At 68.5% G+C, this 19,961-nt stretch carries 36 protein-coding genes; 4 read left to right on the top strand and 32 right to left on the bottom strand.

Annotated elements, in window-relative coordinates; genetic code table 11:
• Window positions 1-165: 165 nt before the first annotated feature.
• From ABZS69_RS48190 to ABZS69_RS48265, 16 genes are all read right to left on the bottom strand, one after another.
• Entirely contained in the window at window positions 166-465 is a 300-nt protein-coding gene (locus tag ABZS69_RS48190; protein ID WP_355385823.1) for a hypothetical protein, read from the bottom strand.
• Window positions 466-491: 26 nt separating this feature from the next.
• Entirely contained in the window at window positions 492-740 is a 249-nt protein-coding gene (locus ABZS69_RS48195) for a hypothetical protein (protein WP_355385826.1), read from the bottom strand.
• Window positions 737-1,156, bottom strand: a complete 420-nt coding sequence (locus ABZS69_RS48200; RefSeq protein WP_355385829.1) for a hypothetical protein — start codon at window positions 1,154-1,156, stop codon at window positions 737-739. The genes ABZS69_RS48195 and ABZS69_RS48200 overlap by 4 nt, the downstream gene beginning before the upstream one ends.
• Window positions 1,153-1,476 carry a hypothetical protein gene (locus tag ABZS69_RS48205; protein ID WP_355385832.1) on the bottom strand — a complete coding sequence of 108 codons (324 nt, stop codon included), beginning with the start codon at window positions 1,474-1,476 and terminating at the stop codon, window positions 1,153-1,155. The genes ABZS69_RS48200 and ABZS69_RS48205 overlap by 4 nt, the downstream gene beginning before the upstream one ends.
• Complete coding sequence (locus ABZS69_RS48210) at window positions 1,473-2,279, bottom strand: hypothetical protein (RefSeq protein WP_355385835.1); 807 nt, start codon at window positions 2,277-2,279, stop codon at window positions 1,473-1,475. The genes ABZS69_RS48205 and ABZS69_RS48210 overlap by 4 nt, the downstream gene beginning before the upstream one ends.
• Window positions 2,273-2,662, bottom strand: a complete 390-nt coding sequence (locus ABZS69_RS48215; protein WP_355385838.1) for a hypothetical protein — start codon at window positions 2,660-2,662, stop codon at window positions 2,273-2,275. The genes ABZS69_RS48210 and ABZS69_RS48215 overlap by 7 nt, the downstream gene beginning before the upstream one ends.
• Window positions 2,659-3,117, bottom strand: coding sequence for a hypothetical protein (locus ABZS69_RS48220; RefSeq protein WP_355385841.1), 459 nt, complete (start codon window positions 3,115-3,117; stop codon window positions 2,659-2,661). Before ABZS69_RS48220 ends, ABZS69_RS48215 begins: the two co-directional genes overlap by 4 nt.
• The gene (locus ABZS69_RS48225) at window positions 3,114-3,650 is read right to left on the bottom strand and encodes a hypothetical protein (protein WP_355385844.1); all 537 of its coding nucleotides are present in this window, start codon (window positions 3,648-3,650) and stop codon (window positions 3,114-3,116) included. The genes ABZS69_RS48220 and ABZS69_RS48225 overlap by 4 nt, the downstream gene beginning before the upstream one ends.
• A 3-nt stretch (window positions 3,651-3,653) precedes the next feature.
• A complete protein-coding gene (locus tag ABZS69_RS48230; RefSeq protein WP_355385847.1) occupies window positions 3,654-3,962 on the bottom strand; it encodes a hypothetical protein in 309 nt (102 codons plus the stop codon).
• A 953-nt stretch (window positions 3,963-4,915) separates the two neighbouring features.
• Complete coding sequence (locus ABZS69_RS48235; RefSeq protein WP_355385850.1) at window positions 4,916-5,167, bottom strand: hypothetical protein; 252 nt, start codon at window positions 5,165-5,167, stop codon at window positions 4,916-4,918.
• Between the two features lie 54 nt (window positions 5,168-5,221).
• Window positions 5,222-5,866, bottom strand: a complete 645-nt coding sequence (locus ABZS69_RS48240; RefSeq protein WP_355385853.1) for a helix-turn-helix domain-containing protein — start codon at window positions 5,864-5,866, stop codon at window positions 5,222-5,224.
• A gap of 323 nt (window positions 5,867-6,189) precedes the next feature.
• Complete coding sequence (locus tag ABZS69_RS48245; RefSeq protein ID WP_355385856.1) at window positions 6,190-6,417, bottom strand: hypothetical protein; 228 nt, start codon at window positions 6,415-6,417, stop codon at window positions 6,190-6,192.
• Window positions 6,417-6,782 carry a hypothetical protein gene (locus tag ABZS69_RS48250; RefSeq protein WP_355385859.1) on the bottom strand — a complete coding sequence of 122 codons (366 nt, stop codon included), beginning with the start codon at window positions 6,780-6,782 and terminating at the stop codon, window positions 6,417-6,419. The genes ABZS69_RS48245 and ABZS69_RS48250 overlap by 1 nt, the downstream gene beginning before the upstream one ends.
• A 222-nt stretch (window positions 6,783-7,004) precedes the next feature.
• Complete coding sequence (locus tag ABZS69_RS48255; RefSeq protein WP_355385862.1) at window positions 7,005-7,772, bottom strand: hypothetical protein; 768 nt, start codon at window positions 7,770-7,772, stop codon at window positions 7,005-7,007.
• Window positions 7,773-7,903: 131 nt separating this feature from the next.
• A complete protein-coding gene (locus tag ABZS69_RS48260) occupies window positions 7,904-8,143 on the bottom strand; it encodes a DNA translocase FtsK (RefSeq protein ID WP_355385923.1) in 240 nt (79 codons plus the stop codon).
• Between the two features lie 146 nt (window positions 8,144-8,289).
• Entirely contained in the window at window positions 8,290-8,505 is a 216-nt protein-coding gene (locus ABZS69_RS48265) for a hypothetical protein (protein WP_355385865.1), read from the bottom strand.
• A gap of 208 nt (window positions 8,506-8,713) precedes the next feature.
• Between ABZS69_RS48265 and ABZS69_RS48270 the strand changes: the two genes are divergently transcribed.
• On the top strand, window positions 8,714-9,118 hold the full coding sequence (locus ABZS69_RS48270; RefSeq protein WP_355385868.1) for a hypothetical protein: 405 nt from the start codon (window positions 8,714-8,716) through the stop codon (window positions 9,116-9,118).
• A gap of 204 nt (window positions 9,119-9,322) precedes the next feature.
• Here ABZS69_RS48270 and ABZS69_RS48275 read toward each other — a convergent pair whose 3' ends face one another.
• The 12 genes from ABZS69_RS48275 to ABZS69_RS48330 form a co-directional block, all read right to left on the bottom strand.
• Window positions 9,323-9,799 carry a hypothetical protein gene (locus tag ABZS69_RS48275; protein ID WP_355385871.1) on the bottom strand — a complete coding sequence of 159 codons (477 nt, stop codon included), beginning with the start codon at window positions 9,797-9,799 and terminating at the stop codon, window positions 9,323-9,325.
• A gap of 3 nt (window positions 9,800-9,802) precedes the next feature.
• On the bottom strand, window positions 9,803-10,249 hold the full coding sequence (locus tag ABZS69_RS48280; RefSeq protein ID WP_355385874.1) for a hypothetical protein: 447 nt from the start codon (window positions 10,247-10,249) through the stop codon (window positions 9,803-9,805).
• Complete coding sequence (locus ABZS69_RS48285) at window positions 10,246-10,464, bottom strand: hypothetical protein (protein WP_355385877.1); 219 nt, start codon at window positions 10,462-10,464, stop codon at window positions 10,246-10,248. Before ABZS69_RS48285 ends, ABZS69_RS48280 begins: the two co-directional genes overlap by 4 nt.
• 57 nt (window positions 10,465-10,521) lie before the next feature.
• Window positions 10,522-10,950: a hypothetical protein gene (locus ABZS69_RS48290; RefSeq protein ID WP_355385880.1), complete on the bottom strand. Its 429-nt coding sequence runs from the start codon at window positions 10,948-10,950 to the stop codon at window positions 10,522-10,524.
• Window positions 10,947-11,534, bottom strand: a complete 588-nt coding sequence (locus tag ABZS69_RS48295; RefSeq protein WP_355385883.1) for a hypothetical protein — start codon at window positions 11,532-11,534, stop codon at window positions 10,947-10,949. Before ABZS69_RS48295 ends, ABZS69_RS48290 begins: the two co-directional genes overlap by 4 nt.
• A 99-nt stretch (window positions 11,535-11,633) precedes the next feature.
• Window positions 11,634-11,915, bottom strand: coding sequence for a hypothetical protein (locus tag ABZS69_RS48300; RefSeq protein WP_355385886.1), 282 nt, complete (start codon window positions 11,913-11,915; stop codon window positions 11,634-11,636).
• 177 nt (window positions 11,916-12,092) lie between these two features.
• The gene (locus tag ABZS69_RS48305) at window positions 12,093-13,298 is read right to left on the bottom strand and encodes a sigma-70 family RNA polymerase sigma factor (RefSeq protein WP_355385926.1); all 1,206 of its coding nucleotides are present in this window, start codon (window positions 13,296-13,298) and stop codon (window positions 12,093-12,095) included.
• A 5-nt stretch (window positions 13,299-13,303) separates the two neighbouring features.
• Complete coding sequence (locus tag ABZS69_RS48310; RefSeq protein WP_355385889.1) at window positions 13,304-13,492, bottom strand: hypothetical protein; 189 nt, start codon at window positions 13,490-13,492, stop codon at window positions 13,304-13,306.
• Between the two features lie 190 nt (window positions 13,493-13,682).
• A complete protein-coding gene (locus ABZS69_RS48315) occupies window positions 13,683-13,889 on the bottom strand; it encodes a hypothetical protein (protein WP_355385892.1) in 207 nt (68 codons plus the stop codon).
• 30 nt (window positions 13,890-13,919) lie between these two features.
• Window positions 13,920-14,522: a hypothetical protein gene (locus ABZS69_RS48320; RefSeq protein ID WP_355385895.1), complete on the bottom strand. Its 603-nt coding sequence runs from the start codon at window positions 14,520-14,522 to the stop codon at window positions 13,920-13,922.
• A 72-nt stretch (window positions 14,523-14,594) separates the two neighbouring features.
• Window positions 14,595-14,969: a hypothetical protein gene (locus ABZS69_RS48325; RefSeq protein ID WP_355385898.1), complete on the bottom strand. Its 375-nt coding sequence runs from the start codon at window positions 14,967-14,969 to the stop codon at window positions 14,595-14,597.
• Between the two features lie 60 nt (window positions 14,970-15,029).
• Entirely contained in the window at window positions 15,030-15,317 is a 288-nt protein-coding gene (locus tag ABZS69_RS48330; protein ID WP_355385901.1) for a hypothetical protein, read from the bottom strand.
• A gap of 178 nt (window positions 15,318-15,495) precedes the next feature.
• On the opposite strand from ABZS69_RS48330, the gene ABZS69_RS48335 reads away from it, so the two are divergent.
• Together ABZS69_RS48335 and ABZS69_RS48340 are read left to right on the top strand one after the other, a co-directional pair.
• A complete protein-coding gene (locus ABZS69_RS48335; protein WP_355385904.1) occupies window positions 15,496-16,509 on the top strand; it encodes a PIN domain-containing protein in 1,014 nt (337 codons plus the stop codon).
• 111 nt (window positions 16,510-16,620) lie between these two features.
• Window positions 16,621-16,881 (top strand): hypothetical protein, encoded by a 261-nt coding sequence (locus ABZS69_RS48340; RefSeq protein ID WP_355385906.1) that lies wholly within the window; start codon window positions 16,621-16,623, stop codon window positions 16,879-16,881.
• 5 nt (window positions 16,882-16,886) lie between these two features.
• Here the strand turns inward: ABZS69_RS48340 and ABZS69_RS48345 are convergent, their stop codons facing one another.
• The 4 genes from ABZS69_RS48345 to ABZS69_RS48360 are packed head-to-tail and all read right to left on the bottom strand — an operon-like array spanning window position 16,887 to window position 19,136.
• Window positions 16,887-17,990, bottom strand: a complete 1,104-nt coding sequence (locus ABZS69_RS48345) for a tyrosine-type recombinase/integrase (RefSeq protein WP_355385909.1) — start codon at window positions 17,988-17,990, stop codon at window positions 16,887-16,889.
• On the bottom strand, window positions 17,987-18,406 hold the full coding sequence (locus tag ABZS69_RS48350; RefSeq protein ID WP_355385912.1) for a hypothetical protein: 420 nt from the start codon (window positions 18,404-18,406) through the stop codon (window positions 17,987-17,989). Before ABZS69_RS48350 ends, ABZS69_RS48345 begins: the two co-directional genes overlap by 4 nt.
• Window positions 18,403-18,708, bottom strand: a complete 306-nt coding sequence (locus ABZS69_RS48355) for a hypothetical protein (RefSeq protein WP_355385914.1) — start codon at window positions 18,706-18,708, stop codon at window positions 18,403-18,405. Before ABZS69_RS48355 ends, ABZS69_RS48350 begins: the two co-directional genes overlap by 4 nt.
• The gene (locus ABZS69_RS48360) at window positions 18,705-19,136 is read right to left on the bottom strand and encodes a hypothetical protein (RefSeq protein ID WP_355385917.1); all 432 of its coding nucleotides are present in this window, start codon (window positions 19,134-19,136) and stop codon (window positions 18,705-18,707) included. The genes ABZS69_RS48355 and ABZS69_RS48360 overlap by 4 nt, the downstream gene beginning before the upstream one ends.
• Before the next feature lie 601 nt (window positions 19,137-19,737).
• Between ABZS69_RS48360 and ABZS69_RS48365 the strand changes: the two genes are divergently transcribed.
• Window positions 19,738-19,961, top strand: a 224-nt coding sequence (locus ABZS69_RS48365; protein ID WP_355385920.1) for a biotin/lipoyl-containing protein, incomplete at its 3' end; no start/stop codon positions are given.

The raw sequence follows: 19,961 nt of genomic DNA on the forward strand, positions 1-19,961 counted from the left end.
TAAGGGGCCTTACCAAGCAGCACGACCTGCGCGAACGCATTTCACCCCGCCGTCCCGGCAGCACCTGCCGGACTTATCCCACGATGTTCGAAGCCCAGGTGTAGTCGGCCCGGCAGGCCGACCGGACTTGGTTTGGGGCTGGTGACGCATTTCTTAACGGCACCCCTACCAGGAGCCGTCCGAGAGCGCCTGGTTGACCAGCGGCCGCCGCTCCTGCCACCGCTCATCGCAGGCCGAGGAATGCTCGTCGATCTCGTGCGCGTGCTTGGCCGCATCCCCGCACGGCCCGCAGCAGTGCTCGGTGCCCGCGGGCACCACCCGCCCGCAGTCCGGCTTCCGGCACGCCCGGTACCGCTCCCCGTCGAGCACCACCCCGTACAGCTTGAGCAGCATCCGCTGGTTACGGGCCGCGTCCTCCCGCACGACGCGGGCCGCTTCCTCGTTCACCGATGTCCCCTCGATCATGCTTTCCTCCTGTCTGCGTAGATCGCTCACCATCGCCCCCTGATCAGCCGTGCGAGCTTGCGAAGCCTTGCCCGCCAGCGGGGCAGCGGCGCCGCCTGCTGGCTGGGCACGATGCCGTACGGGCTCCAGCAGTGCACGAGCTGTAGCCCGTCCCGCCACTCGTGCGCCCAGAACGCGGCCCGGCCGCCGCGCGCGTCCTTCTCCCCGCCAAGCAGCACGATCGGGTCGTCGCAGTGCCGGCATTCGGCCCGGTCCAGCACTGTCTGGGGGGTCATCGGCAGGCCTCCATCAGATCGGGGTGGCGGCGCAACGCGTCGCGGTACAGGCCGACCAGCGCCCGCACCCCTTCCAGGCCGGGGAAGCCGACACCGGCCTCAAGCAACGCCTGGGTGATCGCGGCCAGCTCCTGCTCAGCCCTGGCCGCTTTCGCTTCCGCCTCGCCGAGCTGCTCCTCCGCGAGGTCCTCCGCCCGCGCCACGTGCCCGCGCAGGTCACGCACCCCGGCCGCGCCGAGCGGGTATTCGATCCCCGCCTTACGCAGTTGCTCGTTCACCCTGGCCAGCTCGCCGCGTAGCCTGGCCAGCTCCTCCTGCTCGGCCGGCGTGGTGCGCAGCCGATCCACCAGGACCTCGAACGCGGCGTAGTGCTCGGCGGGGATGCCGAGCCGTCCTGCGGCTTCCATGGGAGTCACGTGGCGCTCTGTCCTTCCTCGTCCGTACGGGCTGGTGCGGTCAGCGGCTCGCGGGTGATCCACAGGTGGCCCTCGTCGTCGGGCTCCTCGCCGCGCTCGTGCACGGCCCACGTGCGCGCGGCGTCGGTACCGAGCGCGCTCTTAGCCTCCGTGGCCACGAGATCGCCGCCGTAGATGTCGTGCCCACGCACGGCCTTCAGGGCGGCGTCGAGACTGCCGGACACGGCGATGCGGCGGCGCCCGTCCACGGGGCTGTCGCTGAAGTAGATCGCCTCAGCGATGTAGACGGCCGCCTCCGGGAGTGCCAGCGGGGCGGTCACGCGGTCACTTCCCACACCTCAGCGATCGCGCTGTCGTCGCGCACCTCGATACGGCCGGTCGGCGTCGCGTACAGCCAGTCGGGCGGGAAGCGGAGGTCGGTGCCGGCCCGCGCCATCTGGATCGTGCGGGAGGCGGTGGGGCGGACCATCCACCGGCCGTCGAAGTCGTCGGGCAGCCACCCGTCCGGCAGGCTGGCGCCGGGCCGGAGCACGGCGTAGCCGGGGTTGTCGGCCCGGAGGGTGACGGCGAACAACACCCGCCACCCGGGCCGGTAGTGGTCCTTTGGCGGCCTGTAGGGGTCGCCGGGGGGCAGGTGCTCATCGGCGAGGGTGAGCAGCAGGTGCGGTTGCCCGACCGCCCGCGCCAGGTCCTGTTTGGCGTCGGTGATCAATCCGGGGCTGGTCACGTGCTCCGGGATGATCATGTGGTGGCACCAGTCGGGCCGCGTGCCTTTCGGGGCGGCCGCCGCGGCGATGTCGTACGCGCCGACGAGGCCGTGCCCGCCTTCCTGGTCGACCAGCGCCCGCCCAGGTTGCGGCCACCCCACCAGCTCGGCGCTGGCTACTGCTCTGGTCAGCGCTTCGCGGATCCTGGCGGCGTCGCGCCGGTCGTAGAAGCGGCGCGTCTCCACGACCCGCACCTGCCTGCCCACCCCGTACAGGCGCAACACGTCGTGCTCGCTGGAGATGACCACGGTCTCCCTGCCCGTCAAACCCATGCTGCGTTGTACGTCGCGGGCTTCGCGCTGGTCGTGGGCGCAGATCACCGTCAGCGTCCCCTCACGGCTCGTGCTGATCACCACGTGCGCCTCCTCCTGGTGGTGGTGCGGCGCCGACCGGGCATGACGGCACGGATACGGATAGGCCCGGCAGAGGGCGGAAGCGGCTCGGGCCGCATCACGCGGAGCCACGGCAAGTGCTGCCGGATGATGCGTCTCACCTGCCACTCCTGCACCAGCTCGGCGGGGAACAGGTGCGGGTACAGCTCATGCCATCCGAGGTCGACGATCACGTGCCACGGCAACGCGACACGTGACTTCGCCATGGTCACGGGCTGCGAGTCCGGCGCGAACTCGATGCTGCCCCCGTCGATGGTTCCGATCGGGGTCCACGCGTCGGTGTCGGCTGGGCTGGTGCCCACGGGCGCGACAGACAGCCGGCCGGGCTCGAAGCTGATGCCGCTCATGCTGACCACCGCTCGTCCCAGCCAGGCGCCCAACGGTGCGGCTTGGCGAGGATGCGCAGCGTTCGACAGGGCCAGCCGTCGCCGCCACACTCCCGGCACTGCCGGACCTTCACCGGCGCCGCGCCCGGCTTGCCGTCGAGCACCACCACGCCGACCGGAGCGTGCAGGTCGAACAGCTCCTTGTGAAGGTCGGCGTGTTCCTCGCGGACCTTCACATCCCAGTCGAGCATCCCGCCCATCCAGCCGGCGAACCGCTCGGCGAGCTCGTCACGGGCGGGGTCGGCCGGCAGCGGCTCGTATACGACGCCGCGGTGTCCGCAGTTCCGGCAGCGGCCGATCGTGGGCGGCCCCGACTCGGGGGCGGGATCCCACCATTCGTACTCGACCAGCGGTTCGCCCTCGCGCGTCATGACCGCGCAGAACTCGCCCGGGCCGTGCTGCACAAACCCGGTCACTGCGGCGTCACCTGCATCCGCACCTTGCGGCTGGTCCCCACCGTGGTGTTGTCGTACAGCCGCGCGGTGAGCACCACCGTGGCGCCCTGCGGCCCGTGCAACACCCCGCGCTGGAACGCGTCGACGTCGACCACGTCCACCGACATCCCAAGGCCAGCCACGAGCGGGTGCCGCATCGGCGGCGGGTTGCCTTTCTCCCAGTGGTCGGCCCACTCCTCAAGCCAGCGGCCGACATCGTCCCGGGGATCGATGAGCGCCTCGTACGCGAGCGCGCACGCCCGCCGCAGCCCGTGCAGCAGCTCCGCAGGCGGCAGCTCGGGCGGCGCTTCACGCTGCTCGACAAACTCGATCTGCTCGCGTCGCGCCGCGCCTTCGTACTCCTGCAGGATCCGCCGCAGCGCGGCCACCAGCCGCAGCAGCAGTTGCGGCCCTTGAGGCAGCAGCCCATCCTGCAGCGGGTGACGGCTGTCATGAGCCAGCTCCTCCGCCTGGTCAAGAACGGCTTGCACCTGCGCTTTCGGGTCGACGGCCACGGGTTACCGCCCCCTGTCGGCGTCAGTCAGCGCGTCCAGGGCCCGCCGCACCGCGGCGGCCTGGTCGCTCCGGTCGCTTCTGCGGTTCCGGGAGATGACCCGCGCGGCCACCCGGCCGAACTTGCGCGCCGCACGGTCAGGGCCGGTCGCGGTCAGGAGGTGCTGCCGGAACATGAGCGCGCCGTCATGCTGGTGCGCCACCCGGACACCGACGTACGCGCCGTACTGGCCGAGCCGGCGCAACATGCGGCCCGCTGGCCACAAGGTGACGAACCAATGGCTGTAGGTGCTCTCACCAGGGGGATACGACATGCGGGGGAACCCTCTCTTAGGTCGGGGAGAGGGAAGGTAGACGATCGCCGCGCTTACGTCTCGCGGCCTGTCGGTGGGCTCGTGTATGGTCCCTCCCATCGGCTGCATCGCGAGCCGTCCCCCTGGAGCCGGTTGCTCTCTCCCACGCGGAGAGCACGGCGCACGACAGGGGGAGAAGGTTCCTCAGGGGATCGACGCATCCGCCAGACTTCCCGCAACGCGGGGTTCTCCCGTCCTGGGCGGAGTGCGTGGGACTCCGCCCGAAGGGACGATCATGACCAAGCGCAGCAACCGCAAGGCCAAGGTCACCGCCTACGCTGCCGAGCACGGGCTCACCTACCAGCAGGCGCTCCGCAAGCTCCAGGAGGCGGACCCTGCGGTCCCGCCCAAGCAGCCCGTCAAGGCCCGCCTGATCGCGGCGGGCTGCTCCTGGTGGGTGGAGATCACCGATGCCCGCTACTGGGAGAAGGACAACGACGGCCGCTACGGGTACCGGCCGTTCCCGCTGTGGCCCGACACCGTCACCCCCACACCCACGCTGCTGGACCAGGCGCTCGCCGGGCATGGATGGGAACGCCACGTCGAAGAGTGGCCGGCCAAGCTGGGCACCGACACCGCGGTGTTCCTGCGCCGCACCCGCCACGGGTTCGAAGAGGACCGCGAACGCGAAGCCAAGGCGCACGCTGACGGCACATGGGAGTGCCCCGCCGGACTGTGCGGCGAGTACGAGGACGAAACCGAGTGCGGCAACTGCTGGGGGACTCGGACTGCTGGGACTGTAACGGGACGGGCATGGTGGAGCGGGAGGTTGAGCACTGCTGCGACTGCGGCGGCAGCCCCTACTGCCAGTGCTGCAAAACCTGCGCCGCCACATGCCTGGGCGAATGCCGATGCCCGGTCGGCGTGTACCTGGAAGACGGTCGCCTCGTCACCCTCTAGCCCCAGGCCACGGGTCAGGCGGTCGCCTCGCCGCTATCCTCCTCGACCTCGCGCAGATCGGCCAAGTCCACGATCTCCTGCAGCTCGTGCAACTGGTAGTAGCCCGGGAAGTCGATCGCCTGCCCGCTCCTGGTGACCCGATACCACACCTCACCGGGCATCGCCTGCGGCTCCCGCATCCGCGCGACCAGCCAATGCTCGCTCAGCGGGGAGAGCTGAACAGGCACAACACGCAGACCATCCGGCCCTACCAGGTAGCGGCCCATGAGCCGACGATACGCCCGACGCGCCGGGCAGTCAGGCGGCGACCCCTGGCCAGGCTATTCGGGCCGGTGGTCGAGGTGGATCAGCCCAGGCGGCAGCGCCGGGCAGGCGCCCCCCCGGGCCCGCATCGTCTCCCGCAGCGCGGCAAGCAGCTGCTCGGCGTGGCCGGCCTGCTCGGCATGCACGTGCGCCGCGGTCTTCCACGCATCCCGGTGAGGGTCGCCGGTGTCGTCGCCGCGGGCCCGGGACGCGGCGGCCGCCCGGGTGCGGGCGGTCCAGTCGCTGACGAACTTCTGATGCTCGCGCAGGAGTTGGAGCTCGGCGCGCGGCGCGGCGCCGTCGTCGTCGTCCTGGCCGTCCGGTGGGGGCGCGGTGCCGTCGAGCCACGCGAACGCCTGGTGGGGATGGGCTTCGACGCCGGGAAGGATCTCCACCATGTCTCCAGCGGGCGGGGTGAGCAGGGCGAGGGGCGGCACGTCGAGGGCACGGGCGACGACGAGCAGTTCGGGGACGCTGACGGTGGAGCGCTGGCCGAGTTCGAGCTTGGCCAGATTCGAGCGCTCAATGGGATACCCCAGGTTGGTGCACCGGTTGGCGAGTTTCTCAACACTCAGGTTGCGGCGTAACCGGTGGTGCCGGATGTTCGTGGCGACCTGGTAGGTGTAGGCGACGGCCCATTCGGTGTGGGGTTTCCCTGGCACGTGGCGGGGTCCTTCCCGTTGTGGGCGGGCGGAGCGGACTGAGACACGCTAAACGATCTTCATCGGGTTCACAACCGGGTCCGACCAGAATCCGCTACCACGCCGTGGTGGGCCGCCCCTCGACGCAGGGGCAGCCCACCACGAACATCACGCAGGATAGGTGCTCGCCCCGACAATTCGGAGCGCCGGTAAGAATCACGCTATGCGGCCCAAACAAGCGGTGTTGCCGCAGGTCACACCACGCAACGGCCGAACCCTCCGCGCGGCGCCAGTCTTCCCGGCCGGTGCCAACCGCGGAGGGTTCGGCCGTTGAACCGACGCTCCTACTCCTCGTGATGACCCCCGTTGTCTTCTTCTTGCCGCGCGCGCTCGATGTCGTCCACGAAAGGCTTCCACCGTTCCAGGTACGACGGGCAATCCCGAGTGTGAACTTCGGTCACCACCACCTCACCGTCCTTCGGATACAGGAAGGTGGCAGCGCCGGGAGTGTCGTGCGTGGCACCGCAATCGGAACAGAGCAGCGTCTCGTGGCGAACCTGATCATCGGCCATTACGCTGCCTCCAGCATGCCCAGGTCGATCGCGGCCTGGCAGCACGCCGCGATCGCCATCGTTGGCAGGTGAGTCCCGTCCTCATCGACCGTGTCCGTGCCAGCGGTGGAGAACATGACCTGCATCGCGCCCACTGCCACCCCTGTGAGGAAGACGTACAGGGTGAGGCCACGGTACGGGCGCCCCTTACCGTCCTGCTTCTGCAGGAGCTTCTCTGCCTTCCGGGTGATCTTCTCGGCGAGCGCCGGATCGCTGGCGGCGCTGGCCAGGGTGGGACGGCCGTACTGCTCGTACAGGCGGGGAAGGTTGGGGGAGCCCAGCCGGGTCATCGCCGCCGCTTGCACGTCCCAATAGCGCCGCCTCAAATGACTCAACATGCCCAATAAGACGCCTCTACCCCGCGACCGGTTGCCGAGTGGATCAAACCGGGGCAGCAGCGGGCACACCGACAATCCGGCAACCTCGCGCACGCGCGCGTAAATGCCTCGCGAAACGCCGCCCCGCCCCCGGCGTCCGGGGGTGGGGCTACGACTTGGTGGGAAGGCATGGCGAGGTGGGCGTGGTGGCGTGCGCGTTCACTTCTCGGATCAGAGGGCGATGAAGAGTTGAGGTAGTTCGGCGAGTTGGGCGCGGACGTCGCGGTGGCGTTGCCGGCGTTCGAGCTCAGTGGAGATGGCGGCGTGGAACTCGTGGTCGATCTCGGCGGGCGTCAGGTCCCAGTCGTTCACCTCCTCGAAGAGGGCGCCCTGAGCCTGCTCGGCCTCCGTGATGGTTTTCTGCCGATCGGCCCGCTGCATCTTCCCGAAGAAGCTATCCGTGTCATCGGCGATGGGGCTGAGGTTGTCGACCGCGTGTTTCGTCTTGACCGCCGCGATGGCCACGTCAGAAACTGTCCCGCTCACGCGCAGGCCGTCTTGGACGAACGTACGCTTCGGGTCGTAGCCGCGGCTGGTGGGCTCCTTCGTCAGAATCAGGGTCTCGGTGTGGCCGGTGACCCACTCGTGGACAGCGAGGGTGAGGTATCTGTCGATTTGCGGTGCCTGGAACACGCGGTCGGCGACGTAGAAGTCGGTGGGCCAGTCGAAGCTGGGCTTCTCGTAGACGTAGGAGCGGAGCAGTTCGGCGCCGCGTTGCCACACGATGTGCCAGTGGGGGAGTCGGTCGCCGCACCGATCGGGGTGGTAGTTGACCGCGCCCCACGGCTGGCCGTTCAGGGTGCCGTCGTGGGCGATCAGTCGCTCCTCGCGGATCTGTCGAAAGACGGTGAGCGTCATCCTTCTGCCGTTGACGGTCAGGGTCTTCAGGTCCACGGTGGCGGTGCCGATCCCTGCAGCGGGGGGCGTGGTGGTGATCAACTCGGGTCCTTCCTGGTTATCGGGTTGTCCTTACCTGGTCGAGGAGTGTGGGGCTATGCTCGCGCATCCGCGCCTTGAACAGGTCGTGATTCGGGTTCTCCGGTGTGTGGGCGAGGGAGCGGGCGGCCTGGTCAGTCATTGGGTGGCTCGCTTCCGGTGATGGTGGCGAGTAGGGCGGGCAGGCCGTCGGGCTTGGTGAGGACCTGGCGGGGGCCGCGGCTGTGGTGGGGGCCAACCACGCCGAGCTCCTCCAGGCGCTGCAGCAGCCTTGCGGCGGTGGCGAAGCCGACGTGGAATTTCCGCTGGAACGTGGACGCGGACACGGTCTGTTGGCGGACGACCATGGTGACCGCGTCGGTGAGGAGCCGCAGTTCGGCTTCGGCTTCGGGGCTGTAGTCGGGGGAGGCGCGGCGCGCGACAGCGGCCCGGAATTCGGGGTCGAGGCGGCCAAGGTGGGATGGAGCCCGGGGTCAGAGAGATTTGGAACGGAATCCGGCGTTAGCGGGGTTCTTCCAGGTCAGTAACCCCCTGCCGCGGCGGTCTTCCGGACGTGGTTAACGCCGGATTCCGTTCCATCGCACAGACGGTTGCGGATGTACTCGCGTTCCATCCCCGACAGGGCCGCCAGCACGGTGAACACCACGCCCGAGGGGTCGTGGGAGCCCTGCAGCTCGCCGGTGAGGAACTCCAGGCCGATGCCGGCCGCCTTCAAGGCGCGCGCTTCAGCGAGCATAGGCGCGCCACGCCGTTTTGTTTCCGGCACCCGTCCGGGTCCGTCCGGATCCGTCCGTAACCCTGTTGGACACCTGGCCGGGACGTTTTCAATGTCGTCGACCAGTAGCGATTCGGGCCCGCCCGCTGCGCTACGAGGAGACGTCTGCCGCTTCGGCTGATCCGCAACACAGGAGACCACCATGCACGCACGTCGTGGACCGTCCGGCATGCTCACCGCCGCCCTTTCGGCTGCCAGCACCGTCGTCACACTCTCGCTCGCACCTACAGCCCAGGCGGCGGATCCGGGCCGCCCTCCGGCCGCAAAAGCACAGCATCAAGTACAACCCGGTGAGCGTACGGCAATCGTCTACTACCGGCTCAGATCCCGTACTCGCATGGTGAGCACGGGGAACGGCTGCACCGAACACCCCAAGACGACATGCGACCTCGTCTCCACCCTCGATAAGGGAACCATGATCGAGCCGTTCTGTCAGCAGCCCGGGGACACCATCGGGACCAACACATGGTGGACCCTCGGATACGGTCCGGCCAACACCTACGGGTTCGTGCCGAACTGGGACCTCGACTACCCGCACAACAAGCTGCCCAACGTACCGCGCTGCGTCGGATAACCCCTGCTTCAGCTCGGGTCCAGGATCAATCGGAATTACCGCCTGTCTGAGGGGACGCCACATGGCCGGCGGGTGATGTGCCTTACGGGTGCTGGCGCGTGGGCGGCGGGGTGGTAGGAGCGCGGCCAGGACACGGCGTCCGATCGCTGTGACTAGGGCGCAAGTACCGGCCACCCAAGCCGGCCCAGCCTGGAAGAACCCCCGTTAACGCCGGATTCCGTTCCAAATCTCTCTGACCCCCGAGCCGGCCAGCGGCCGTAGGGGTTCGGGTAGGTGCCGGGAGAGCCACAGCAGCCGGTCGGTGCGGCGGGTCTCGGATTCGAGCTGGCGAACGAGCTCCTGGCGCAGGTCCTCCAGCCGCTGGTCCCAGTCGGCGGCGGCCTTGTCGGCGCGCTGTTCGGCTTCGGTGGCGCGGCGTTCGGCGGCGGCGATGCGGGGCGCGGCGAGCTGGGCGGCGCGGCGCTCGATGTGCTCGTCGAGGCGGGCCACGGAGTCGTGGAGGGTGGCGGCGAGCCGGTCGAGCTGACGGTCGAGGAGCTGCGCGACGTTGTCGTTGTCGTTGGGCGCGTCCGGCCATTCGTCGTCGTGGGGGGTCTCGTCGGCGTGGGCGTTGGCCTCTTCCCAGTTCTGCACCATCTCGTCGCTCGGCAGGTCGTCGCCGACGTCGTCCTGGAAGCTCATCGGTCAGTTCTCCTCGCTGGTCTTGGTGAGGGCGGCTTGGTAGTCGCGCAGGCGCATGTTCCAGAAGCCGGCGGAGGCGACGACGTCCCACGTGTCGAGTACGAGGGTTCCGCGCACGTTCTCGAGGTACTCGTTCCAGGCGGGCTGGTAGTCGGGGTGGTGGGCCCAAATGCGGGCGAGGCGGCACATGGTGACGCAGGGGACGCCGTGGACGGGCGGGCAGGTGTAGCAGCGGCCGGCCGACTGGATGCCCTCGTTACCGGGCTTGGCGGTGACGTAGATGGTGTGTTCGGCGGCGGCGAACGCGATGGCGGACCAGCGGGCGATCGCGAGCTCGCGATCGCCTGGGAGCAGCTGCTCGGCGGCGGCTTGTTCTTCGGCGAGGCGGGCGAACACGAACTGCTCACACCGGAACTCCCACATGAACGCGGGGTCGCCGGGGCCGGTCACTTGGGCTCCGTTCCGATGCTGTAGCGGGGGTTGAGCGGACTGTCGGCGGGCAACCAGCGGGTTTCGCCGGGGGCGATGTTGTACTCCTTGCGGAGCGCTCGGACGTGGCTGACGGAGCATTCCAGGACGCGGGCGATTGTCGGGTCGTCCTTGCCGGCTAGGGCGAATCTGGCCGCGATCTCGGCTTGGTTGTCGGTGCTGGGCGTGCGCTGCACGGGGCTCCTACTCGATCGGAAGCCCGGCGGCGCGGGGTGCGCGGCCGGGCGGGTGGGCTACTGGCCTTCGTTCTCGTCCCGGGGCCAGGTGGTTTCGCCGTTGGTGTGGTCGTCGTCTTCGTGGCCGGGTTCGAGGTAGCAGAACACCTCGCTCCCGCGGCTGTTGTGTGCCATCTCGTCGCACCGGGGGCCGGCGGGGATCGGTGCGTCGTCCAGGGCGTCCGCGCGGGCCTTCTCCTCCGCGTTGCGCCGGCGGGTTTCCCATCCTCGCCGGGCGGCGGCCTTGCGGGCGGCGATGGCTTCCGGCCGGGCGGCTCGGGCTTCGCGTCGTGCTTTCTGCCGTGCCCGTTTCTCGTTGGAGGCGGCTTGGGCGGCTGCGCCGATGCTGGTGAACATGGCGCTGATGAGGTCGGCCCGGCGGGCGGGGTTGTTGACGGCCTGGTCGAACAGTTCGGCTGGCGTCAATGGTGGGTCTTCGCGGGTCATCGGGCCAGGTCGGGTTCGGGTTCGACCTGGCCGGAGATGATGCGCGCGATGTCGCTGTCGGGTCCGGCGAGCTGGTAGGCGGCGACCAGCCGTTCCACGGTGTCTTCGCCGAGGTGGTCCGGGGAGAGGCGGAGGGCGACGGCGTTGATGATGCGTGCGGCGTCCTCGCGCATACCGGCCTCGTCCACGTAGGGGGCGGCCTCGTCCGTGGGCAGGGTGATCACGTCGTTGCACGGCTGGTAGCTGTAGATCTCCTGTATGGCGCGGGGACGGAGTTGCCACCGCATGTTGAGGTTGGTCATCTGGCGGACGTCGGCGCGCTCCCAGGTCGGGCTGGCGTCGAGGTGGGCGATCAGGGTGGCGCGGTCGGCGTCGAACGGGACGAGCTGCACGGGGGCGGTGCTCACTGTGGTGTTCTTCTGGGCGAGCTCGGCGCGGGCCGCGCGCAGCTCCTCGATCATGGAGGTGACCGCGTCGAGCACGTCCATGGCGTTGGGCGGGATGGACGTCTCGTCGAGGGCGAACCAGTAGGCGCGCTCGATCATGTCGAGGTCGACCGGCTGGGGCTGGATGGGGGTGTTCACGTGGGTCCTTTGGTCGAGGGTGCGGGGAGAGTAGAGGGTCGCGGTGTTTACGTCGCGCCGGAGGGGCGGGCGGTGTGGGGCCGCCCGCCGGGTGGGGTGTCAGCCGGTGGTGGCGGCGGTGCAGAGGATCTGCAGTTGCGCCCACAGCAGGGCCGCATCTGGGCCGACCGGCAGGTCGTTGGCGAGGTAGGCGTCCATGAGGGCGCGCGACATGGCCATCGTGGTCTCGGCGTTGGCGGTGCCGTCGGTCATGCCTTCGACGGCGCTGGCGAGTCGGCTGGTGATGTGCTCGGGGGTGAGTTCGGTGCGGGTGCGGATCTCGGTGGTGGGCCGGATGTTGCCGGGAATGGTGTACGCGAAGGTGATCATGGTGGTGGTCATGGGTTCTCCCTGGTCTCACAGCTTGGGGCCGCATCTCCTTGTCGTGATCAGATAATACAGGTTATTTAATTCTTGGGCAATAGATGCCCCGTGATGCGGCACCCTGCAGCCTCCGCCCGGCGTAGCGTGCCCTGGCCACCGTCCCGCGAAGGTGGCCAGGGCAGCGGGGGATCGCGCCTACCGATTGCCGCGCATCAGCCAATTGATCAGGGCGTTCACGAGCGTCATAGCGATGGTCAATGTCCTGAGTAAAAGGAGATCGTCGCTGACGTGGAGCCGCCGGCCCCGCGCGTCAGCCGATCGCCGACGCACAGCGATGCCGACGACGTTTCGGGAGCGACGGCGAATGTACTCGGCGTGGCGCTGGCTGAAACGCTGCTGACGCCGTCTACGGAAGGTATTCGTATGCCCGCACGGAGGTCGGCGCCGCCCTGCCCGGTCGGCAGGCGACGGCACGCCCGCTCCTCGTCGCCGCCCTACCGGGTCGGCATGAGGGACTATGCGCGCGAGTCGGAACTGCTGAATCCCCGCGCACCACGCGTGAGATATTGCTGGCTCCGTGACATGCAGGGAGGCTTCGGGATCAATATCGGCGGCGAGGAACACACCGGGCCGTTCGTACATCACGGGGGCGTCGTAACGCAGCAGGAGGCTCCGCATTCTGCGCCTGTGGTGTGCTCTCCGGACAACGTCCAAGCCCCGGCGTACTTCGGAGCGCGCCCATACGATGACGAAGACGATGGCCGCTGCGTACACCACCACCGGCCAGGCTCCTGCCTCGTGCAGCAAGCCCAAGACAAACGCTGCCGTGACACTAGATGCCCAGCGCGCCACGCGTCGAGCGCGTTCCCTGCCGCGATACACCATGGAGTCGACGGCTTCGGGCGAACAGCCCAGGTCCTTGCCGATCTCCTCGCTGGTGTCGCCCTCGACATCGCGCCGCCATACGGCCTTGCGCTGTCGTGGCGGGAGTGGCCGCAGCCGTTCGGTGACCTCGATCCTGTCCTCGACGTCTTCGGCGCTACGCGCGCGGGCGCGGCCTACGTGACGGCTGGGGCGCTCAAGGTCGTCGTCGTCTGCCTCTCCGCGTCGTTCGTCGTCCTTGATCCGCCGGGAGAGCAACCTGTCCGCGATCGTGCGCAGGTATGCGAGGTAGCCGAGAGGGGTGATGGTGTCCCAGTGGGGTCGCGCTTTCTCGAACGCGTCGTGAACGATGCCCTCGGTGTCGGCCACGGACTCCGGCAGGTTGCGCTCGCGCGCCCGGCGCCGGACATACTTCAGGAGTGGTTCGCGGTACTTGCGGTAGCCCTGTTCGTAAGTCAGGCGCTCTCGCTCTGGGGGTAGGGGCCCGCCGTCATCGTCGTCGGCGGGCCCGATAGGCATGGCGGTCACGGCCGGGTGCGCTCCTTCGCGCCTGGAGTCGCGGGGGAGAGCCGGGCGATCGTGGCTTCAGCGACGTGGACGATCCCGGCTCTGCTCCAGTGCATCACACGCCGGCACACGGCGGCGGCCAGATGGCCGGCAAGCGCTCCGGCCCCCGCCGCGAGGAACGTCTCCATCAGGTCGTGAGCGATCAAGTCTGCCTCCGATAGGGGGAAGGGCGGCCGGGGCCGCTGTCATGCTGGGTGACTGCTTTCACCTAGGGAGAGGCCGGTTCTCGCGACGATCTGACGGAATTCGTTCCAAGATTTTTTGCGGGGCGGTGACCTGCAGAAATGCGACGGCCCCGGGCGTTGCGCCCGGGGCCGCTGGTGTGGCGGGGGGAGGTCAGGAGGCGGTCAGCTCGTCAGCGCCGAAGGACGCCGACAGCTTGTAGGGGTCGCCATCCAGCAGGACCCCGTACCCGCCGGACCGGTGCACGTCAGTGATCGTGCCCAGCGTCCCGGCAGGGGCGGAATAGCCGCTGTCCTTGTCCAGCGGGATATCGACGGTCGTGCGGACCCGCTGTCCGATCTGGAAGGTGGTGGTGGTCATGAAGTCTTCCTATCTCAGGCGGTGGGGCTGTTACGAGGTCTCGAAGTACTCGGTGAGGCTGATGCCCGCGTTGAATCCGGCGGGGTCGAGCCAGGCGGTGTCGTCGGTGTCCTTCATCTCGTACAGGACGATGGGCGGCTCCTGGCTGTCGAGCCGGTTGACGAGCACGTACCGGCCGGTGAGCTCAGCGGGCTCGCCGCCGTCCTCGTGGTAGGTGGCGAGCGCGGTCTCCGCCTCCTCGCGGCTCGGCACACACCTGGTGGTGGGCATCATCGTTCTTCGGGCGAGAGCGGGGATCGGCTCAGGCGGGCCGGAGAAGCCGCTGCCCTCCTCGTCGGAGTAGACGACGCCAGGGCTTCCGCACTCGGCCACGACGCGGAGGACCCATCCCTCGGGCATGTGCGGGGCGACCGCGTTGAAGTAGCCGATGGCCGTCTTGCGCTGCTCGGTGCTCGTCCACAGCCGTACCCGGACGGTCCGGCTGTCCTGGTCCACCTCGCTGTCATGCATGAGGTCGAGATCGCCGAGTTGTTCCGGCGGGAAGCGGCGGCACTCGGCTTGGGGGATCGCGCCGCGCAGGGCGGCGGCGGACAGGATGCGCATGACGTCGGGGCGGTTCACCGTGGTGGTCATGACGGAGGGGTCTCCTCAGGGGTGATCAGGAAGGGTCTGTGGGGCTGCTCGCGACAGCCCCACGGCACGGGATCAGAGGTGGTCGGCGCAGACGTAGCGAACGATCAGCCGGTCAGGGCGGTACTCGACGGAGGGGGCGCCGCAGTTCTCAGCGGGCAGGCCGTACTGGTTGAGCTTGGTCGCGTACTGGCAGGGCGCGCTGATGGCGTACTGGGCGTGAAAGTAGTAGTCGGAGTGGTTCCAGCAGTTCGGGCGGAACTCATCCTTGAACTCACGCTGGTCCTGGTAGGCGTCGCGCACGATGTGGCTCCAGCCGTCCGGGTTGGCCCAGTACACGCGGCCCTCGCTGGTGACGCCCACGGCCAGTTCATCGGTCTGCATGACGTAGGAGCCGTTGGCGAACTGCTCGGTGATGGTCCAGGTGCGGATCGCGGTGGCGGTGGTCACGATGGTCTCCTCAGGATGGTCAAGGGATGCCGCCGTCCGAGCGAGGGCGGCGGCTGGAGGTCAGGCTCCGAGCGCTTGCACCTTGGGGCAGTGACGGCGGTGGCGGCCGTCCATGCCGGTGCACACGTCGCAGAATTCGGCGTTGATCCGTTCCCACGCTTCGATCGGCGCTCCGCGCTGGTCGAGGACCTGTTCGATCAGCGTCAGGTTGAGCCGCAGGCGGGGGTCCTCGACCACCTCGAACAGCTTGTCCAGTCCCTTGGCGTGGACGCGCTTGAGTTCTTCGGTGCTGAGCTTCTCAATCTCCCGGGTGACGACCTGGGGGCCGATCTCGGTGTGGGGGGTCATTGGGTCCTCAACCTTGGGCTAGACGTTAGGGCCGCGCTGTTCCGACCTGAGTTCCATATTACAGGCTATTTAGTGCCTGTCTAGTGGGCCCGCCCGGATTAGTCACGACAATGCACGTTGTCACAGCAAAGAGGGAAACAGGTGGTGACAGTGGGATGCACAAGCGCATCCTGGGTGCATGCTGATCACTGTTGAGCCGGGCGCCGACCGCCACAATCTCCTGCAGACGCTGCAGCAGGTCATCGTCAAGGCCGAGAATCTCACCGTCAGCAACGGCCGCGCCCTCCGCATCGCTTATCTCGACTGGGTGCACACCTCTCGCGCCCAGTTGCGCCGCCAGATCAGCAGCGCCGATCTGGATCGCCTGGTCACCACGCCTCGCTATGTCACTGTGCTGTCGATGCAGATCCCAGAACCTGTGTGGGATTCTCAGCCACTGCCGTTCGGTGGATCATCGAGCAGACCAGTGATCAACCCCGATACGACCCCCGTCCGCGACATGATCCTTTTGGAAGTCGCCGAACACATCGAGCAGCTACGGGAAGCCTTCGAGACGCTGTCCGCCTGGTCGAACCTGCTCGATCAGCCGGAGCGGTCGGGCCCTCTCGTCATCGCCGACTCCAACGTCTACTGCCACCATCAGAACCGGCTGGACACGTGGGAGGTCGGCCAAGACGCCGGCGCGCTGCTTTCCCAGGACGTCCACCTGATCTTGCCGCTCGCGGTGCTGGATGAGCTGGACCGGCAGAAGGACCGAGGTCAGGGCGTTGCGAGTACCAATGCCCGGGAGACGATCAAGCTGCTGGACAACTTGCTCCCCCGGGGGGTCGTCCGCCAGCGGGGCAGCGCTCCCGAGAACCCGGCCTTTCCGCGCGGCGCCATCACGATCGACCTCTGGCCGGATCCGCCCGGCCATGTGCGTCTGCCTCGTACAGATGACGAGATCATTGCCCGCGCGGTGGCTTTCCAGGCGCTCGCCGGCCGGAAGGTGAAGCTGCTGACCGGTGATCTCGGCATGTCGACGCGGGCGCGGCTGGCAGGCATCGAGGCGATCCGGCTTGTCTTTCCTGACGCCACTCAGAAGCCGAAGAAGGAGCCGCGCGGCACCAGGCATCCTGCGCTGCAACAAGCTGCCGCGACGACCACTACCGACAAGGCGGCCGTAGCCGGGACGGCGGGGACCGCGGAGTAGCAGGTCTACGAGGTGTCCTCGCGGCCAGAAGGTCCTGAATCGCCTGCCGATGCCGTAGTCCAAGCCGGATGATGAGGCCACTGCATCGGAGACCCTCGGGAGGCAACGACCATGGACAACATCAAGACCCTGGCCTGGAAGGTGGGCCTTCCCGTCCTGGCCGTGGCGTGCGCGGTCATCGCGGTGTTCCTGATCATCACTATGTACCAGCGCTGGGGAGACGGGGCCTTGATCCTGTCCCTGTTGCTGGTCAAGGCCGTGATAGGGGTCGTGGCCTGTATCTACGCCCGGGAGACGATTCAGCGGTGGAAGGCGGCGGAGGCCGCCAAGGACCAGGACCTGACGACCCAACTGTCGGAACACCCGGAGTAGAGGGCCTACAGGCCGACGCCCCGCATCGGATTCTCCGACCAGCGATCCACCTGCCGGATGTAGCCCGCCACCACGGGGGAGCCGTCCACCCACCGGCCGTGCGCGGTAATCGCGGACATGGGGGCGCCGCTCTTGGCCGCGGACGTCGCGCCGCCAGCGCGTAGGCCGTGAGCGGAATAGGCGCTCGCGTTGGGCAGCTCGGCGGCCACGGCGGCGAGCTTGACCCGGTAGTTGATGCCATGCGGGGTCATGCGCTGGCCGGTGCCACGTGCGGCGCGGCCGCCGTCTGGGTAGACGGCACCGCCGATACGGCTGTTTTTGTCGATCGGGCGCAGCAGCGCGCCGGTGGTGACACCGTGCTCGGCGAGGAGGTCGAGCCAGGCCCGGACGGTGCGGACGGGGCAGGTCTCGCGGTGGGAGCCGTACGGGATGGGGATGGTTTCGCCGGCGGCGTCCTGGTCGGTCTTGGACATGGCGATGTAGACCTCGAGGCCGTCGTCGGTGAAGACGATGTCGCTGATGTCGAGTGCGGCGAGCTCGGAGCGGCGGCCCATGAGGGCGAAGGCGAGCACCAGGAGCGCGCGGTCACGGACGCCGATCGGGGTATCGGCGGGCAGCGCGGCGATCATCTGCCGGAGGATCGGCAGGGTGATCGGCGGGGCTTTCTTCTTCCGGTGCCCGGCGGCAGTGTGCTGCTTGCGGTAGGCGCGGAGCGCGAGCCGGGCGGCCTTGGTGCCCGGCTTCGGTGCGCGGGCGTGGTCGTGCATGGCGAGGATGCACGCGATGGCCTGGTCGATGCTGCCGGGCGCGCGCGGCTGGCCCTTGGCCGTGGGGGTGGCGGCGAGGTGCGCCACGTAGTTCGCCAGGGTGGCCTCGCTGGCGGGCAGCGCGGTGCGGCCGGTGGACTCGCACCACTTCTGGTAGTCGCGGGCGATCCGCCGGTACGCCGCGGTGGTGTTGTCGGCCAGGCCGCGCGAGATGAGGTCGGCAGCCTCGTCGGTGAACGTGTCGTCGCGTTCAGCCTGCGCTGCGGCGAGCAGCTCGGCGGCCTCCGGCGTGAGCCCGGCCAGCGCAGCGGGCGCACGTACCGCGGGCACCAACTCCGTCACGGCTGCACCGCCGGGCCAGCGACGTCGAAGCCGAACACGCCATGCCGGGCGTCCCACACCAAGCCGTCGCCGAGATCCACGAGCCGCGCGCCCTGCGGCGCGTGCCCGGACTCGTGCAGCCCGCCGGGGGAGACCATGAGCACCTGGTCCTCCCGGATCGCGTCGGACTCCACGGTCCGGATGCCGGTGGCCTCCTCGAACGCGTCAGGTTCGGGCCGGACGTGGGCGAGCGAGACACCGCCCGCCACATCGTCCACCATGACGACGGGAGTGTGCCCGCCAAGCACCCACGCTTTCGAGCGGGTGCGGGTGGCCATGCTTTCGGGCTCGCCCATGATGGGCCAGTAGCGGACGGGCGTGCCTACGGGCAGCGTGGTGTTCCAGTGGGCGGCGGCCTGGTCGGGTGTCGTGGTCATGACTCCGCCACGAAGTCCGGCTCTTGGCCGCTCGGCTCGGCCCTGGACTCGACCAGGTCCACCCGATTCATGGCCAAGCCGGTGGCGACCAGGCGGCGCAGCTCGGCGATGGCCTTGCGCTCGGTGTCGGCCGCCACCGTGGCCGCCACGGCGACCACGGGCTTGTTCGGCTTGTGCAGCACCTTGGCCGCGTACAGGGTCGGGAAGATGAGCCTGATGTTGTCGGCGTGGGTGTCAATCGTCTCCGGCGGGAAATCGAGCAGCAGTCGGACACGCCAACGCGGCGTGGAGGTCGCGGTCATTGGTCGCCTTCCGTGCGGTTCGGGTCCTGGAGGTCAAGCTGCCATGATCCGGCACGAGCGTCGACGAGCTGGCGGTGGCGGCGCTGTGCGGCGGCCGCGTCGGGCAGGCCGAGGTGGCGAGCGATCTCGGCCCAGGTGACGCCGCGGCGGCGGGCCATGTCGATGAGGCAGCGTTCGTCGGTGTCGAGGTCTGCGCGGAGGCGGGCGTAGACGGTGAGGGCATCGGTGACGTCGTCGGCGGTGGCGGGGGGCTCGTAGCGGATGGCGATGTCGCGCCATTCCTCTCGGCGGTCGCTGCTGGCGATGGCGCCGACGAAGCACCTTTCGTCGTTGGGGACGCTCGGATGGCGTTCACGAAGGGCGTCGAGTGCCGCGTTGGAGGCGGGTCGGCTGGGCGGTGACGTGATGGGGGCGGACCGGGGCGGCATGCAGGGTGACCTTCCGGTAGACGTTAAGACGCTCTGTAGATCATGGGTCTAACTTTCGATAAGTGAGCTTAACGTAAGTTAGCCGCGCGATCGCGGAGACCGGCGGGGATGAAGGATGTCCTGCCTCAGCGAGAGTGATGCGGCTCAGTCAAGCTGACGCCGTGACTCAGTGGATCTGATGTCGGCTCAGTGAAACTGATGCAGAGCGCCTGCCCGGCGTGTCATAACCAGCGCTGCCTTGTGATGATCGTGACGTGGGTGGTGCTGGTATGTCAGTGCGCGCGGTAGCGGGCAATACCCGGTTACGGGGCCGGCAGGGATTCGAGGTCGTATACACCGACGAGACGGAGGGCGAGGTGCGCATGCCGCTGGCAAGGGCCGGGGCCGGGGCCGGGGCCGTGCCATTCGAGCAGGTGCCCGCCGTCCGGGAGCTCCCATCGTTTATCTTGGGTTATTGAGCGTTTCTACTGGTCAACACGGTGATGTTCAGTTAGGCAAGTAGGCCGCCTGCTGTCTGTGGCAGGTGGAACTCCACGCCCGCGCTGCACGTCTTCTTTCATGAAGAAGATTGTTCCCACCCATCGCCTATGGTGCTTTGCCCATGGGCGTCCCATTCAGCCCCCTGGACGTGAAGATGCCGTTCGTCGAGGTCAAGGTCCCGCAGTTCCCCGAGAGCGTCCCGGAGGGCATCTTGCTCAACTGGCGCAAGAGGCCAGGTCAGGAAGTTGAACTGAACGAAATCTTGGTCGACATTGAGACCGATAAGTTCATTCTCGAGTTCCCCGCACCAGCCACCGGGGTCCTGGCGGAGATCATCAAGAATGA

Source organism: Nonomuraea sp. NPDC005650 (assembly GCF_040605375.1).
Classification (GTDB): Bacteria; Actinomycetota; Actinomycetes; order Streptosporangiales; family Streptosporangiaceae; genus Nonomuraea.